The 15,133-nt window shown below is 50.7% G+C and carries 14 protein-coding genes; 4 read left to right on the top strand and 10 right to left on the bottom strand.

What is annotated here, in order from left to right:
• The 9 genes from ACEW8P_RS21830 to ACEW8P_RS21790 form a co-directional block, all read right to left on the bottom strand.
• A partial coding sequence (locus tag ACEW8P_RS21830; RefSeq protein WP_373515190.1) for an alpha-1,2-fucosyltransferase occupies positions 1-871 on the bottom strand: 871 nt, incomplete at its 3' end.
• A gap of 3 nt (positions 872-874) precedes the next feature.
• Positions 875-1,624 carry a DUF268 domain-containing protein gene (locus ACEW8P_RS21825; protein ID WP_373515189.1) on the bottom strand — a complete coding sequence of 250 codons (750 nt, stop codon included), beginning with the start codon at positions 1,622-1,624 and terminating at the stop codon, positions 875-877.
• Between the two features lie 9 nt (positions 1,625-1,633).
• Complete coding sequence (locus ACEW8P_RS21820; protein ID WP_373515188.1) at positions 1,634-2,272, bottom strand: hypothetical protein; 639 nt, start codon at positions 2,270-2,272, stop codon at positions 1,634-1,636.
• Positions 2,273-2,323: 51 nt separating this feature from the next.
• A complete protein-coding gene (locus tag ACEW8P_RS21815; protein WP_373515187.1) occupies positions 2,324-3,625 on the bottom strand; it encodes an ABC transporter ATP-binding protein in 1,302 nt (433 codons plus the stop codon).
• A gap of 4 nt (positions 3,626-3,629) precedes the next feature.
• Complete coding sequence (locus ACEW8P_RS21810) at positions 3,630-4,493, bottom strand: ABC transporter permease (RefSeq protein ID WP_373515186.1); 864 nt, start codon at positions 4,491-4,493, stop codon at positions 3,630-3,632.
• 132 nt (positions 4,494-4,625) lie between these two features.
• Positions 4,626-5,339 carry a LytR/AlgR family response regulator transcription factor gene (locus ACEW8P_RS21805; protein ID WP_373515185.1) on the bottom strand — a complete coding sequence of 238 codons (714 nt, stop codon included), beginning with the start codon at positions 5,337-5,339 and terminating at the stop codon, positions 4,626-4,628.
• Between the two features lie 8 nt (positions 5,340-5,347).
• Positions 5,348-6,898, bottom strand: coding sequence for a sensor histidine kinase (locus tag ACEW8P_RS21800; protein ID WP_373515184.1), 1,551 nt, complete (start codon positions 6,896-6,898; stop codon positions 5,348-5,350).
• A gap of 181 nt (positions 6,899-7,079) precedes the next feature.
• Positions 7,080-9,485 (bottom strand): 3-hydroxyacyl-CoA dehydrogenase NAD-binding domain-containing protein, encoded by a 2,406-nt coding sequence (locus ACEW8P_RS21795; protein ID WP_373515183.1) that lies wholly within the window; start codon positions 9,483-9,485, stop codon positions 7,080-7,082.
• A gap of 51 nt (positions 9,486-9,536) precedes the next feature.
• On the bottom strand, positions 9,537-9,989 hold the full coding sequence (locus ACEW8P_RS21790) for a MarR family winged helix-turn-helix transcriptional regulator (RefSeq protein WP_373515182.1): 453 nt from the start codon (positions 9,987-9,989) through the stop codon (positions 9,537-9,539).
• Between the two features lie 220 nt (positions 9,990-10,209).
• Between ACEW8P_RS21790 and ACEW8P_RS21785 the strand changes: the two genes are divergently transcribed.
• The 4 genes from ACEW8P_RS21785 (at position 10,210) to ACEW8P_RS21770 (ending at position 14,391) form a co-directional block, all read left to right on the top strand.
• Positions 10,210-10,461 (top strand): hypothetical protein, encoded by a 252-nt coding sequence (locus tag ACEW8P_RS21785; RefSeq protein ID WP_373515181.1) that lies wholly within the window; start codon positions 10,210-10,212, stop codon positions 10,459-10,461.
• Between the two features lie 232 nt (positions 10,462-10,693).
• Positions 10,694-11,770 carry an NAD-dependent epimerase/dehydratase family protein gene (locus ACEW8P_RS21780; protein ID WP_373515180.1) on the top strand — a complete coding sequence of 359 codons (1,077 nt, stop codon included), beginning with the start codon at positions 10,694-10,696 and terminating at the stop codon, positions 11,768-11,770.
• A gap of 24 nt (positions 11,771-11,794) precedes the next feature.
• Positions 11,795-12,742, top strand: coding sequence for a glycosyltransferase (locus ACEW8P_RS21775; RefSeq protein WP_373515179.1), 948 nt, complete (start codon positions 11,795-11,797; stop codon positions 12,740-12,742).
• 2 nt (positions 12,743-12,744) lie between these two features.
• Positions 12,745-14,391, top strand: a complete 1,647-nt coding sequence (locus tag ACEW8P_RS21770) for a hypothetical protein (RefSeq protein ID WP_373515178.1) — start codon at positions 12,745-12,747, stop codon at positions 14,389-14,391.
• A gap of 32 nt (positions 14,392-14,423) precedes the next feature.
• On the opposite strand, the gene ACEW8P_RS21765 is transcribed toward ACEW8P_RS21770, so the two are convergent.
• Positions 14,424-14,843, bottom strand: coding sequence for an Rrf2 family transcriptional regulator (locus tag ACEW8P_RS21765; RefSeq protein WP_373515177.1), 420 nt, complete (start codon positions 14,841-14,843; stop codon positions 14,424-14,426).
• Between the last annotated feature and the right edge of the window lie 290 nt (positions 14,844-15,133).

Below are 15,133 nucleotides of genomic sequence, written 5' to 3'. Positions count from 1 at the left end.
TCCATGAGTCGGGAATAAGGTCTTTTGTGTGCTGTTGTGCCTGATCATCGGCAAACCAACGGTCGGGGGCAATGACCAGCTTGTCGGGGGAAGGGTTCAGCCAGGCCCCCCACCAACTGAAACTACTGTTGGCAATAATATGGTGGTGGCAACGGCTCATTAGGCACAGGTCGTAGGAAGCGACAACTGGCTTGGTATGTTCCACAAAAGTAATTGGGAGCGGACCGACCAAATTCTCTTTGGCCCAGGCCAAGTCGTCCGAGAAAACAAATACTTGTGCCGTACCCAGCTTGGCTTTGGCGTATTCCATGGCGCGTCGGTAATAATGTGAACTGCACAAGCCGTGAAAGGTCCGCGCGGCATGGTTGGTCACGTAGTCGCCCCGCCGAACGTGCAGGCTAATGGAAGGAGCCGCCGCCATTAGCTGGCTATACGGCCCGGTCGGAATCGGGAAATTTATTTCTTGCAGCAAGACGCTACGGATAGAGTGAAAGTACTTCTCGGACTGGAAAAAGCCTTTTATGTATGAACGGGAAGTAGTGATATCACAAAGTGCAGGATCGTAGGCGGGGGAGCGTTCGCTGTACATGACGGCTCCGCGCAGTCGGCGCAGCAACCTGGCTACCGGGTGGTGTGCCGCTACGCTTTCCATGCCGTAAGTGATCCGGTCGCGCATAGGTACTTGCCTGAATACTATTCCTGCCTGATCCAACTCGTAACGACGAGGAGTGAAGGCGCTCTGACTGTCATTGGCCCGCAGGGTACGCGCATCGAACGCCACCACAGTGTTATGATGATGAGCCAGCGCGCGGGCTGTGGCGTACTGAAAAAGTTGATTGCCCAGCCCGCCCTGTAGCTTTACGATAATCATTCTTTATTTAGTAAACCAGAAACAGCCACAACCGTAGCTGTCGGTCGTTTTGAAAGTTGCGGGATCGGCCTGCACCATGGCACCGCTTTGTTGGGGAATGTACGAAAACTCCATGAGTTTCAGCCCGTGAGTGGTAAACGTATCGACGACGGCAGTGGCCGTGTAGATACGGTGCGCATTGAAGCAAATCTTGGCCTCATTGCCAATGGGCGTCACAAACAAAAGACTACCGCCGGGAGCAAGTACCCGGGCCAGTTCACGCATGGCTTTCAAATCACCGTCATAATCAACCGGATCGCCGTAGCGCCCCAGCCCGATATGCTCCACAGTATGCATGCAGGAAAGCGATTGAACTGAGTCCTGGGCAAAAAACAGGTTCGTCAGGTCGGCTCTGTCCGAAATAAAGTTGTCCAGCTCGACTTCGGCGGGTCGGTAGTCGTAGAACTCGGTTTTCACGAAAGCCGACAGCATGGTACTGAAATGCAACGTCGAAGAGATGTCGATGTGCAGAGTAGGTTGCGTGCGGGCAATTATTCCGGCGGCCCATGCGGGATGATAGATGTAATGCCGGTCGAGAGGGGTAGTTTTTGTCCGGTCGGTAAGACAGGGATAAAAATCGGTGGACGATAAAGCAAAGCGGGATTGTGTCTCCGATTGCTGATGGGCAAGTTTCTCGAAATCTGTGTAGAACCAGACGGGTGGTTTACGCTTGGGAATAAGGTATTTTCGGATTATTTCTTTTACGAAGGTCATCGCCAATACTTATTGTTTTGTGCCCATTTCAGCCCGGATGATGTCGTCTTCAACTTTGACCGTATAGTGGCTATTCTTTGCTTTTACAAAATCGGTCAAATCCTTGATCGAAGGATAATCGCCTTCACCCGTGAAAAGCCGGGCGTCGTCAATCAATATCAGATGGTGGAGATTTTTATTGGTGAAGATCGCTTCCAACTCTTCAAATATGGGACATTCCGTATCTCCCTTGGCCGTTATTCCTTCGGAGTAATGCCCATCCAACCAAAGTATTGCCGGCTCGTCGATTTGCTTCAGTAGAGATGGCAACACCTTACCACTGTCTCCTTGTACGATGCTTATGTGGCGGTCTTCGACAAATTTATCGCGTGCTTTCTCGGCTAGTTCCTGTCCTAACTCTATCGAAATTATTTTCTCGAATTTCGACTTCTGAGCTTCGACCATTTCACCAACGTATGTACCCGTTTCTATCAAAATCGAGTAGCCGGTTTTGCGTTGGAATTCCTGGATAATATTTTGTTTGACGATGTGAGGCGGCGGAGCGGGGCGGCCCGCTTTGTTCCACTGGGTGATCGTTTTATTTCGAGTCCAGCTATCTATAGATTTTACAACAATTGGCCTGAAAATATCCTTGATTGTATTTTTCATTTAAATATTTATTGGTGGGTACGTGGGCCGCTATTACCCAGCTATTGCTTTTTAATACTCGTTCTTTTCCGACGTATCGAATTTTTCAATATTGGTCAGCTTAACAGTCTTTTGGTTCAGAATAAGGCCGCTTTTGGTATTCACTATCTGTTGCGCATGACGCGGGTCAACTACATCGGATATTTGAACGGAGGCTTTTTGTTGTAAGTATTGAAAAGCGCGCAGGTGGGAGGATAGCCCGATATCGAAGTAGTATGTACCAGGAGAATAGATAATGTCGTCAGAGAACACGGCCTCGTACACGCCGGCTTCTTTGTTTTCGGGAGTGCTCCATGATGTCTGCACAGCAAGTCCCAGTTGCGTACCGATACCAAGTCCAATCACGAAATAAGGCACGTTTTCGTTCAGTTGGAACCGCACTTTCACGCGCCACCGATCCCAAAGCAAAACCTCCGAAACGGGGTTTCCATCCGAATCCTCAACTACCAGCTCGATCACGAAACCCTGCAGGTTTTCTTTTTCACCCGGCGCTTCGAACTTGAACCGAGCTTCCGAAAGTGGTCCATTCGATAGGTATTGATTCACGACGCGCTTCAAATCCCCAACCGATACCAACCGTCCCTCCGACAATAGCATTCCGCGATTACAGAGGTTTTGCACGGCCTCCATATTGTGGCTCACAAACAGCACCGTCCGCCCGTCGTTCTCACTCACATCCTTCATTTTACCCAGGCACTTTTTCTGAAATTCGGCATCACCGACGGCCAGTACTTCATCCACAATCAAGATTTCGGGTTCCAGGTGCGCGGCGACGGCGAAGGCCAGCCGCACGTACATACCGGAGGAGTAGCGCTTCACGGGCGTGTCGAGGTAGCGCTCCACCCCGGCAAAATCTACGATTTCGTCGAGTTTGCGGCGGGTTTCCTCTTTTCGCATCCCTAAAATCGCCCCGTTCAGAAAGATATTCTCGCGGCCCGTCAGTTCGGGGTGAAAGCCCGTGCCTACTTCCAGCAGTGAGGCCATGCGGCCCCTGACGCGGATACGGCCCGTGGTGGGTTTGGTCACGCGTGACAGGATTTTAAGCAGTGTGGATTTTCCGGCTCCGTTGCGTCCGATGATGCCGAGAATCTCACCTTTCTTTACCTCAAAAGAAATATCCTGCAAAGCCCATACGAAATCGCTCGAGCCGCTAGAGGTGCGGTCGTTGGTTTGGCCTATCTTGAGGTAAGGATCTTCCTGGCCCCGCACTCCCGCCCACCAGCGCGTCAAGTCACGACTGAGTGTCCCCGTCGAGATTTCACCAAGTTGATAGAGTTTGGAGAGGTTTTCGACTCGTATAGCTACTTCTGACATAAATCTAAACCGTGTCCATGAACGTCTTTTCCACCCGATTGAACACCAAAATACTCAATAACAAACAAAGGGTCATAAAAACGAAACTATATCCTAAACCAATCCAGGAAAAATAGCCTTCGCCCAGAAATGAATATTTGAACGCTTCCACAACGCTCGTAATGGGATTTGCCAGCAGCAGCAGTCGGTATTTTTCGGGAACAATCGACAACGGGTACACAATCGGCGTGCCGTACATAAGCAACTGAACGCCGAACTGAATCAAAAATCTGAGATCGCGGTACTTGGTAGTAAGTGACGAAATAAGTACTCCGAAACTGAACCCCAAGCCCGACATGAGCAGCAAATACACGGGAAAAAGCAGCAGCGTAAGGTTGGGCTGCACGGTGTCGGTAGTGATGAGATAAAAGGTCCAGGCCGCCAGAAATAAACTCAACTGGATAAAAAACTTGAATAAGTTAGAAATGACAATCGAGATAGGCGCGGCCAGGCGCGGGAAATACACTTTCCCAAAGAGATTTTGGTTGAGAATGAATGTGTCGGAGGTCTTCATGAGGCATTCCTGAAAGTAGTTCCAGAGCGTGACCCCCGCTAAGTAAAACAGAATTTTAGGCACGCCACCCGTAGAAATGTTCGCTACGTTGCCGAAAATGATCACGTAAGTCAGTGTGGTCAAAATAGGCTGTACAAAAAACCAGATCGGCCCCAGGATGGTCTGCTTGTAGGTAGCCACTATGTCGCGGCGCACAAAGAGCGCGATCAGGTCGCGGTACTGCCATACTTCCCGCCAGTTCAGGTCGAAAAAGCCTGAGGCAGGCTCTATTTCCAAATCCCAGGGTTCCTGGTCGTTCGGTAGAATATTTTCCATCAGAAACGAGCTATTTGTTGGTTCCGTACTCATGTCCGGCAAATGTCGCTGCCAATTTTTTTACCATATTTCAATCGTTTCTACCCCTACATCTTTGGGGATTTCGGCAAGTTGCGTTTTTGGTGCATCAACTCAAAATTTTAGAAGCATTCTGATTGCGTCCAGCTCCCCTTCGTAAGATGCCCCGACGGAGATCTCCCGACCGTCTATCCACACGCCGTTCCGATTGATTTTATGGACGTGCGCCACGGCCACCACAAAGGAACGATGAATTCTGACAAACTGCCGGTCGGGGAGCAGAAGCAGGGCATCGCTCAGGCTCTGTCGGCTCAAAAGCCGGCGATCGGGCAAGACATAATTTACGTAATTCCCCTCCGCTTCGATGTACCGAAGCTCCCGTAGCCAGATTTTCTCTTTCTCGTAGCCCGTCTTTACAAAAACAAATGGCTCAGTCGCCTGAATGTTATCCTGCCCTGAATTATGCCGTAGTTGCTTCGCTTCCAAAGCCTTGTTGCAGGCTTGCGTAAACCGAGCCAGGGAGTAAGGTTTCAGTAAGTAATCTACCGCATTCAGGTCAAAACCTTTCACGGCGTACTCAGAATAGGCGGTGGAAAAAATTACCATCGGCACGTCCCGCAGACAATCCAGAAACTCGATGCCGGAAATATCCGGCATTTTGATGTCCAAAAAAAACAGGTCGGTTTTGTGTTCCTGCAAATAGGGGATCGCCTCGAAAGCATCGGTGAAAGTAGCGCTCAATTTCACAAAAGGTACCTTGGCCGTGTGCATCTGAATGACTTCCAGGGCACGGGGCTCGTCGTCGATGGCAATGGCGGAGAGCGTCATGTATGGTGCTATATTTCCAAAACCAATGATACGAAATAATCGCTTTCAGTGGCTTGGATGTCGAGGGTGTGGCGGTCGGGATATAGCAAGTCCAGTCGCTTGCGGACGTTGTCGAGACCGATCCCCGGATTCTTTTTCTCCGGGTCGTCGCCCATTTTCTGGTGCAGACTGTTGTGAACTTTGAAGTATAGTTTGGTAGCGTCCAGGGCGAGCGTAATGTAAACCCAGGATGGCTGCCGCAGACTGATGCCGTGTTTGAAGGCATTCTCTACGAAAGGGTTCAGGAGCATTGGGGCCAAATGCAAGTCACGATCAGGTTCCTGAATATTGACCCGAATCTCGATGGCGTGGCCCTCGTCCAGCCGCATGCGCTGCAAGTCCAGGAAGTTGTGCAGGTACTCGATTTCCTTCCGCAGCGGAATGCGCTCCTGATTGTTTTCGTGGAGCATGAAGCGCATCATGTCGCCGAGTTTCTGGATGCCATCCGCCGTTTTCTCGCTGCTTTCTTTTAAAGCGACGGAGTACAAGGTGTTGAGGGCGTTGAATAAGAAATGCGGGTTGACTTGGGAGCGGAGGGTATCGAGTTCGGTGGTTTTGCGGAGGACTTGGGTTTGAAGTTTTTGGGTTTCTGTAAATAAAAATTGGCGTACTAGGGCGGTCGCTAATCCTATGGAATTGGGAAGTAGATAGATTACAACAAATCCGTAAAATTCGCCACCTAAAACCTTCCAGATAAAAACCAGCAATAGATTTATGATGATGTAAATGCTTATTATTTCAATGGTTTTTCGCGTTTTTTTCGGGGCTTCGTATTGGAGTCTGGAAAGGTAGGGCAGCCATATTTTGTAAAAGAGAAGGTGGAAAAGAAATGAAACCAAAATAATAACAAAACTGCCACTGCGCATATTCTGTCGGGTATCCACCACCAAGTTGGCGATACTGCCTACAAGTACCCATAGAAAGAGACAGCCTCCCGCTATTGCCAACAACACGTATTGCTGAGTGCGGTACCGAAATTCACTTTTCTGTTCATACAATTCGATGGTTCGATAATAAGCTTGGGCGAAAGCTTCGTACAGGCAAATGACCATTAACGCGACACATGTCGAAAAAAATAGGCTACCAATATTATTGGCCGATAGTACTTGGAATCCAATTGGATTCGCACCTTCAGAGCGCCGGAGCATTACTTCACGGTCAAGGAAACTGTAGAGAGAGATACTGGCACTCGTAAGGCCAACGGCAAGTACTGTGAACGCTTTGGTGCTGTTGTCGTAATTGCTCTCTTTAATTTTGGGAAAAGCATGATAATGAAACACATACCAAGCTGCTATGAACAGAATCGCCCCCGCAACGGTTGGAAAAACGACATTCTGGCTGTAGTCGAAAGATGACAGGTCGCGGAGGATATTCGATTTACTAACGCCAAGATTCTGCAACCAATTAATGTTGAAGTCAAAGTTTGCTGCCCTTTCATTCAGACGGCGAGTCACGTAAGCCGCAGCGGCGGCCAGGACGATAAAGAGTTCGTAGCGGCGGGTGGTGGCGATAGAGTGCATGGTTCGTTTTGATTTTAATTTGAACCAAAACTACGCTTTGCGAAATCGTGCCGGGGAAAAATGACGTGAAAGGGGGGATATTTGGGGTGAAAAGCAAACTTCCCGAAAGTTTCAAAACTTTCGGGAAGTTCTTATGTCGAGACGGGCTGGAAGCTGGTGCGCCAGCCCGGCCGTACCTCATTTAATTCCTCGGTGGCTTGCCGCCAGTGAGTAGGCCTTGCATCCGTTCGAGAGTTTTCTTTTCGCCGCAGAGGGAGAGGAAAGCTTCCCGCTCCAAATCCAGCAAGTACTGCTCCGTGACGATCTGCGGTTGGCTGAGGTCGCCGCCGCAGATGACATAAGCCAGTTTGTTGGCCAGCAGCGCGTCATGGTCGCTGATGTAGTTGGCCAGGCGCATTTGCGCCACGCCCGCCAGGAAGAGCGCGATGCCCGTTTTCCCTTGGACTTTGATATCTATTCTGGGTTTGGGCTGGGTGTAGCCGTTATCGGCCAGTTCCATCGCGGCTTGCTTAGCTTCGGCGATCAGGCGGCTGCGGTTGAGGACGATCTGGTCTTTTTCCTGCAAATAGTGCATATCCATTGCTTCCTGCGCTGAAGTCGAAACCTTGGCCTGAGCGATATTCATGTAGGCAGTTTGCAGGATATTCAGTTCGGTGTCACCCGGTTGGTAGAGGTCGGAGCAGCGCGCGGCCATTTCCTTGGTGCCGCCGCCGCCCGGAATCAGGCCGACGCCTAGTTCTACCAAACCAATGTACGACTCGGCGTGGGCTACTACCTTATCGGCGTGCAGAACCAGCTCGCAGCCACCACCCAGCGTAAGCGTGTGTGGTGCTACAACTACCGGAATAGACGAGTACCGCGCCCGCAGGATCGTCTGCTGGAACTGCGCGATCATCAGGTTGATTTCGTCGAATTCCTGCTCAATGGCGAACATGAACAGCATGGCCAAATTGGCCCCCGCCGAAAACGCATCGGTCGATTCGTTGGCGATTACCAAGCCCCGGAAGTCCTTTTCGGCTAAACTGATACCCTTGTGCATTCCCTCGATTACCTCGGCCCCGAAGGTGTTCATCTTGGAGCGGAATTCCAGGTTCACGATGCCGTCGCCCAGATCGTAGAGCGCAGCCCCGGCGTTTTTCCAGACAATCTTATTGTCAAGATTTTTAAGGATGATGAAGTTGTCCTGCCCCGGAATCTCTTTGTAAGACTTGGTCGGAATATCGTAGTACTGCTTGCGGCCATTTTCTACTTTGTAAAAATTCTCGTGACCCGCTTCCAGCATTTCATAGACCCAGGCGGCGGGTTTCTTGTCCTGCGCCTCCATAATGTCCAGCATTTTCTTGACGCCAATGGCATCCCAGGTTTCGAACAAGCCCATTTGCCAGCCAAAGCCGGATGTGATGGCTTGGTCGATGCGGTAGAGTTCGTCCGAAATTTCGGGAATGCGGTGTGTGGCGTAGCGGAAACTGTCGGCGAAGGTCTGGCGGTAAAATTCCCCGGCCTCGTCCTTGCCTTCCAAAAGTACCCCAAACCGCTTCGCCAGGTTGTCGATGGACTTGGTGCCTTCCAGTGTGGCAAACTTCACCTTTTCGGAAGGACGGTATTCGAGTGTCTTGAAATCCAGGGCAAGAATGACAGATTTGCCATTTTCATCCTTGATTTTTTTGTAAAAACCCTGACCCGACTTATCACCCAGCCATTTTTTGTTAAAAAGCTCCTGCATCACGCCCGGCACCACAAACGCCTCCCGCGACTCGTCGGTTTCCGCGCCTGACTCGAACAAATTGTTGGAGACGTGAACCGTCGTGTCCAGTCCCACTACGTCCGACAGACGGAAAGTGCCTGACTTGGGACGGCCCACTACCGGGCCAGTGAGTTTATCCACTTGCTCCACGCTCAGGCCCATTTCCTCGGCGGCGCGGATCGTCTGCACCATCGCGTAAATACCCAGGCGATTAGCGATGAAGCCAGGTGTATCCTTGCAGAGTACCGTCGTTTTGCCCAAAAACAAATCGCCGTAGTGCATCAGGAAGTTGATGATTTCGGGGTCGGTTTCAGGGCCGGGAATAATTTCCAGAAGCCGCAGATAACGCGGTGGATTGAAGAAGTGGGTACCGCAGAAGTTTTTCTTAAAATCTTCGCTCCGGCCTTCCGACATGAGATGAATTGGAATGCCCGAGGTGTTGGAACTCACCAAAGTGCCCGGCTTGCGCAGATTATCCACTTTCTCGAATAAGCCCTGCTTGATGTCGAGGCGCTCCACGATGACCTCGATAACCCAGTCGTAATCTTTGATTTCGGCGAGGTTGTCGTCGAAATTACCCAACTTGACACGCTTGGCAAATTCGGGACTGTACAGCGCGGCGGGCGAGCCTTTCAGGGTACTTTGGAAAGATTCGTTAACGAGGCGATTCCGCACGGCGGCGCTTTCCATCGTCAGTCCCTTGCTTTCTTCGGCGGGCGTAAGTTCGCGGGGAACGATGTCGAGAAGTAATACCTGAACGCCAATATTGGCGAAATGGCAGGCAATACGGGAGCCCATGATACCCGAGCCAAGGACGGCTACTTTTTTGATGGTACGATTCATTTTATTGATTTATTTATGTGTCTCTTTGTAGAGACATGATCTAACACGTCTCTATACGTCGGCGTTTTTCGTTCTTTGATTCTCGCTGTCTACCAGGGTGTTTATTTTTTTGATTACATCCATAAAGACCGTTAATTCCTCGGGGGCGATTTTTTCGCGGACGATTTCGTTGAATTTGATGACGCCCGCGCGGGCTTGCTCACGCTTAGCTTTACCCTCTTCGGTAAGCGTGATTCGGACGAAACGTTTGTCGTTCCCGTCCACCTCGCGGCGAATCAGCCCCCTTTCTTCCAGGCTTTTCAGCATCCTGACCAGGCTCCTCGGCTCCATCCCTAGCAATGGAGCGATTTTAGTAGCCGGAGTACCTTCCTCTATGTCAATGTTCAGCAACACGTAGCCCACGGCCATTGTCATGTCATATTGCGCGGCGTAAGTATTGTACATCCGCGAAATCGAGTGCCACGCCCATTTAATATGAAAATCAACCGTTTTTTCCTTACGCATTAATGTTTGTTTGGTGCCTCACTTATCCATCAGTGATGGTAGAGACGCGATCAATCGTGTGTCTACTTACAAATGTAGCGATTTTTGCAGGTAGTATGCAAGCATACTGTTATTCGATAGGGCAAATCCACTACAATAATCCCTAAATGATTGCCCGTGTGTTTGGTGGTTAGGCGAACGACCTTTACTTTTGCGCCCTAATACTTTATTAAAGACTCCCATGAACTTTAAGAAAATAGCCGGTTTCTTTGCGGGCATCGCCCTTTTGACTTCCTGCGAATACCAAAAGTACAACCACGCCGAACAGATTGATGTAAACGCGAACAGCGAGTACGTGTATGGTGTGCATCCCGATTCGGCGGCGCGTCAGCTGAGTAACAAGTACGAAGACAAACCCGAATTAGAACTGAGAGCTAATGCTATTCGCGAGAAGATGTTCGGAGACACGACCAGCGCTTTGGCGAGGCAGTAGTTCTGCTTAATTTATATTATTACTTGAAAGCAGCATCTCGTTTCGAGATGCTGCTTTTTTAATTATTTCAATATTCGGAATCTTTGAAAAAGCTTTCCTTTCAGTAAACCATAGAATTGATTACCGTTGCCTTTTGGGACAATTGAATTCTATTGGTTTACTTTACACTTCTTTTTCAAATCAGAAATAGCACTTTTCCCATACAACTTCCACAAGAAAAGCTCTCTAGCTCATGAATATTGCCCTGGTAACCGGTTCTGCCGGACTGATCGGAAGCGAATCGGTCGCTTTCCTGGCCGACAAGTTCGACCTCGTCGTCGGCATCGACAACAACCTTCGCCAATACTTTTTCGGCGAAGACGGTAACACCGCTTGGAACCGCAACCGCCTCGAAGAAGCACATACCAACTACAAACACGAAAGCGCCGACATCCGCGAGGTGAGTCAGTTAGAGCCTATTTTCAAAAAATACGGCGTGGATATCAAGATGATCGTCCACACTGCCGCCCAGCCCAGCCACGACTGGGCCGCCAAGGAGCCATTTACAGACTTCGGCGTCAATGCAGTGGGAACCATCAATATGCTTGAAATGACTCGGCTAAATTGCCCCGAGGCAGTGTTTATCTTTACCTCTACAAACAAAGTCTATGGCGATAATCCTAACTACCTGCCACTGGTAGAGTTGGAAACGCGCTGGGAAATCGCCGAAGATCACCCCTACTTCGAGAACGGCATTGACGAGCAGCACAGCATTGACCACACCAAGCACTCAATTTTCGGCGCGTCCAAAGTTGCGGCGGACGTCATGGTGCAGGAGTACGGCCGTTATTTTGGTATGAAGACGGGCGTATTTCGCGGCGGCTGCCTGACGGGGCCAAACCACTCGGGGGCGCAGTTGCATGGCTTCCTGGCTTACCTGATGAAATGCGCCATCACGGGCAATCATTACACAATTTTTGGGTATAAGGGCAAGCAGGTGCGCGACAACATCCACAGTCACGACTTGGTGAATATGTTCTGGCATTTTTACCAAGACCCCAAGCCTGGTGAGGTCTATAATGCGGGTGGCGGGCGCTTCGCCAACTGTTCGATGATCGAGGCTATCGCACTGTGCGAGCAGATTTCTGGCAAGAAGCTGTCGCACTCCTACTCGGAAACGAACCGCTCGGGCGACCATATATGGTACATTAGTGATTTGTCGAAATTTAAGTCACATTACCCCGGTTGGAACTGGGAGTACGGTTTGGAAGAGACGCTCACGCAGATTCACGATGGCATCGCCTCGCGTTTGGCCACTAATCCTGCCTAAATAAACCTCCTTTCCTCCCGATTCATGCCCGCAAAAAACATCATTCTGATTCCGCAATTCAACGACTGGGAGGCGTTGAATCTGCTGATTGAGAAAATCAACACCGACCTGGCGGGCGACATCCTCGCCCAGACGTCGCTGTTAGTAGTGGACGACTGCTCGCCGCTGGATCGGACGGAGCCTTTCACGGCCTTCCAAGGTACGGGTATCCAAGTGCTGCGACTGTACAGGAACCTGGGCCATCAGCGGGCGATTGCCATCGGGCTGTCTTACATCGCCACTGAGTTGAGTTGCGAAAAAGTGATCGTGATGGATGCCGACGGTGAGGACGCCCCGCGTGACATCAACCTGCTTTTTGCCAAATCCTCCGAGCAGCCCGACAAGATTATCTTCGCCCAGCGTAGTAAGCGGCAAGAAAGTTTTCTATTCCAGTCTTTTTATAAAATTTACAAGGCCGTCTTCAAACTACTGACTGGCAAGGTGATTACGTTCGGCAATTTCAGCTTGATTCCGCAGCGGCGACTCCAAAACCTGGTGCGGGTGTCGGAGATTTGGAACAACTACCCCGGCGGCGTCATCCACTCGCGCATTCCCTACGACGGCGTCCCGATTGAACGCGCCAAAAGGCTGGCGGGAAGCAGTAAAATGAATTTCGTGTCGCTGATACTGCACGGGTTGAGCGCCATTTCTGTCCTCATCGATGCCACGGCGGTCAGGATTCTAATTTTCTCGGTCATTACATCAGGCTTCGTTTTAGCAATCATCCTGATCATTTTGTTTCTGAAAATGATCGGTAACGCTACGCCGGGTTGGGCTTCTACGCTCAGTACCACGCTGTTGATCGTGATGATGCAGTCATTTCTGATTTCGCTCTTTTTAGTGTTTATGGTGCTGCAGTACCGTACGCAGCAGCATTTTATCCCGGCCATCCACTACCGCGATTTTGTGGAGAGCGTCGAAACTATCGCTTAGTTATGCTCACCTTCGACGCTTCACCGACCGTTTTTTGGGCGTTGGGCTACGCGCTGACGGTACTGGTGATCGGTTCAAATCTTAAAAAGTACCTTCCGGTTTCGCTTTATCTTCTCGGTAGTCTGGTAGTTTTTGTCCTGATGCGCTTGCCATCGGTGGTATTCAACCGCGAACTCAATGCCGACGAAAGCCAGATGCTCAGCCACGCGCTCACACTCTATCAAGATCCGGTGTACTGGCGCTCGGTGGACGGCACGACGATCGGCCCGCTCGACAACTACCTGCTCGTCATTCCCCGAGTATTGGGCTTCCAGTTGGACTACACTTCGGCCCGCGTCATGGGGCTGTTGTGTGGCGTCGGATCACTGTTCTTCTTTTTTGTGGCTTTGAAACGCTGGTTTGGTGAAACCACAGCCCGCCTTGCGCTGCTGGTACCACTTATTTTCTTCGCTTTCACGCAGGAAACGGATTACGTGCATTATTCCAGTGAGCAACTGCCGCTGTTGCTGCTCAGTATCTGTCTGGCCCTGGTAGCTGGGTTGTCAGAGCAGAAAAAAGATCTCACTTTCCAGGAAAAAAAGGCACCCGTCTGGCCGGCGTACGGGTTGGGTTTCGTCGCGGGGGTGATTCCATTCGCCAAATTGCAGGCCGTGCCGCAAGCCCTGCTGCTCGCGGCCGCCGGATTCTATTTCACTTACCAATATTTTGTAAAAAACAGAAATAACAGGCCGCTGCTCCTGCTGTTGTTGGGCGGAGTGACCTTCCCGGTAGTAGCCCTATTTTGGATGCTTTCTAAGGACGTTTTTCAGGATTTTACTGACTTCTATATTTTGGGGAATGCTGTGTACGCCGGAGGCAGCGGCTTGGCGGATATTCCCACGCAATTCGGCAAACTAGTTTTACTGAGCCCCGACTTCACGGCTTTGCTTGGCGTAGTGGCTATCATTACGATACTAGGGTTGTTTGGGGCACAACGCGCATTGGAGACACCATCTAGCCTTTCAATCTCGGTATTAATAATGAGCTACGGCATGGTGGCTGTGTACGCCGCCACCAAATCGGGAAATCTGTTCGTGCATTACCTCAATTTCTGTGTGTACCCGCTGGGACTAGCAGCTGCGTTGGGTATTTCCAAAATAAAAGACCGGAAATGGCTCGCGCTCGCGGGACCGCTGCTTTTGCTCGGCTGGTTCGGCGTTCAGGAAGTCATGAGTTTTTACAAAATACACCAACTCAATGCCTTCGACTCGGTCGAGGCAAGGACTTTACCCCGAAGTCCGATCGTAAAAGCCATGCGACCCTACGTTCAGCCAAACGACAAAATGGTGGTTTGGGGTTGGCAGTGCCGCTACTACGTGGAAGCTCAACTGGCGCAAGGCACGGCAGAAAATCATTCGGAAAGGTCGATCTACCAGCACCCATTACGGGAAGAGTACCGCGCCCGGTACCTCCGCGACATGCAGCGCAACCATCCGGCCATATTCGTTGACGCCGTTGGCAAGAACAGCGTATGGGTGCAGGACGTCGCCACGCAGGGCTACGAATCTTTCCCCGAACTAGCGGCTTATGTAAACGAGAATTACAAGTACTTAGGTGAGATCGACGACACGCGGCTGTTCGTTCGGAACGATCGAGTAGGTGACGAATAAAGGGATACGATTGTTTCTCGTATTCCTATCAGTCATTCGTCGTTAAGCAGCAAGTCTGTCAAGGTAGTTTGATCCAAAACAGCGAGGTTGGCATCGCGCCACTTTTCCATCACCGTGCGCAGTGAACATGCTTCCTCGTCGGCGCAATCATCACACTTACCATAGAAAAATAGTGATACGCAAAGGGTGGGGGCAATGGGGCCATCAATGACACGAAGGACTTTGGAGAACTTCACCTCGCCGGGCGGGACGCGCAGCAGGTAGCCACCGCCCTTGCCCTTCTGGCTTTGCAGGATGCCACTATTGCGTAGATCCAGCAGAATGGCTTCCAGGAATTTGCGGGGGATTTTCTCCTGTTCGGCGATGTACGAAATCAGCACGGGACCCTTGCCGTAATGTTCGGCCAGGACTTTCAGGGCTTTCAGGGCGTACTTCGCTTTTTTGGAGATCATGATTTGGGCTTTCGGCGCGGTCCGGCGTTCCGCGGGGCCGCCCGGCGATCGGCTTTCGGTGGTTGGCTAAACCTGGTTAGCCTTATAAATTCACCCCAAAGCCGGGGAAACGAAAGTCAAAAGTACTGATTCTGCGGGAAAGTCGCTAAATGAAGGCGTGAGGACGTCCCAAAGGATTCTGACCATTTGGTTTGGGGCCGTCGAAGGGTGTATGGAGCCAATTCAAAGTTTGCGCTCAAACTCCCAGGTATACATCCGATCACCGATTTTTCGCTTCCAGATCATGAGTT

Origin of the sequence: Persicitalea sp. (assembly GCF_041751555.1) — a bacterium.
Taxonomy (GTDB): domain Bacteria; phylum Bacteroidota; class Bacteroidia; order Cytophagales; family Spirosomataceae; genus Persicitalea.
This window is presented reverse-complemented; position numbering and strand designations above follow the sequence as displayed.

What these genes read in the sequence shown, in the direction of transcription:
- ACEW8P_RS21775 (WP_373515179.1), top strand. Translation starts at nt 11,795, where the DNA reads ATGCCCGCAAAAAACATCATTCTGATTCCGCAATTCAACGACTGGGAG.
- ACEW8P_RS21790 (WP_373515182.1), bottom strand. Translation starts at nt 9,989, where the DNA reads ATGCGTAAGGAAAAAACGGTTGATTTTCATATTAAATGGGCGTGGCAC.
- ACEW8P_RS21780 (WP_373515180.1), top strand. Translation starts at nt 10,694, where the DNA reads ATGAATATTGCCCTGGTAACCGGTTCTGCCGGACTGATCGGAAGCGAA.
- ACEW8P_RS21825 (WP_373515189.1), bottom strand. Translation starts at nt 1,624, where the DNA reads ATGACCTTCGTAAAAGAAATAATCCGAAAATACCTTATTCCCAAGCGT.
- ACEW8P_RS21800 (WP_373515184.1), bottom strand. Translation starts at nt 6,898, where the DNA reads ATGCACTCTATCGCCACCACCCGCCGCTACGAACTCTTTATCGTCCTG.
- ACEW8P_RS21820 (WP_373515188.1), bottom strand. Translation starts at nt 2,272, where the DNA reads ATGAAAAATACAATCAAGGATATTTTCAGGCCAATTGTTGTAAAATCT.
- ACEW8P_RS21770 (WP_373515178.1), top strand. Translation starts at nt 12,745, where the DNA reads ATGCTCACCTTCGACGCTTCACCGACCGTTTTTTGGGCGTTGGGCTAC.
- ACEW8P_RS21765 (WP_373515177.1), bottom strand. Translation starts at nt 14,843, where the DNA reads ATGATCTCCAAAAAAGCGAAGTACGCCCTGAAAGCCCTGAAAGTCCTG.
- ACEW8P_RS21810 (WP_373515186.1), bottom strand. Translation starts at nt 4,493, where the DNA reads ATGGAAAATATTCTACCGAACGACCAGGAACCCTGGGATTTGGAAATA.
- ACEW8P_RS21785 (WP_373515181.1), top strand. Translation starts at nt 10,210, where the DNA reads ATGAACTTTAAGAAAATAGCCGGTTTCTTTGCGGGCATCGCCCTTTTG.
- ACEW8P_RS21795 (WP_373515183.1), bottom strand. Translation starts at nt 9,485, where the DNA reads ATGAATCGTACCATCAAAAAAGTAGCCGTCCTTGGCTCGGGTATCATG.
- ACEW8P_RS21815 (WP_373515187.1), bottom strand. Translation starts at nt 3,625, where the DNA reads ATGTCAGAAGTAGCTATACGAGTCGAAAACCTCTCCAAACTCTATCAA.
- ACEW8P_RS21805 (WP_373515185.1), bottom strand. Translation starts at nt 5,339, where the DNA reads ATGACGCTCTCCGCCATTGCCATCGACGACGAGCCCCGTGCCCTGGAA.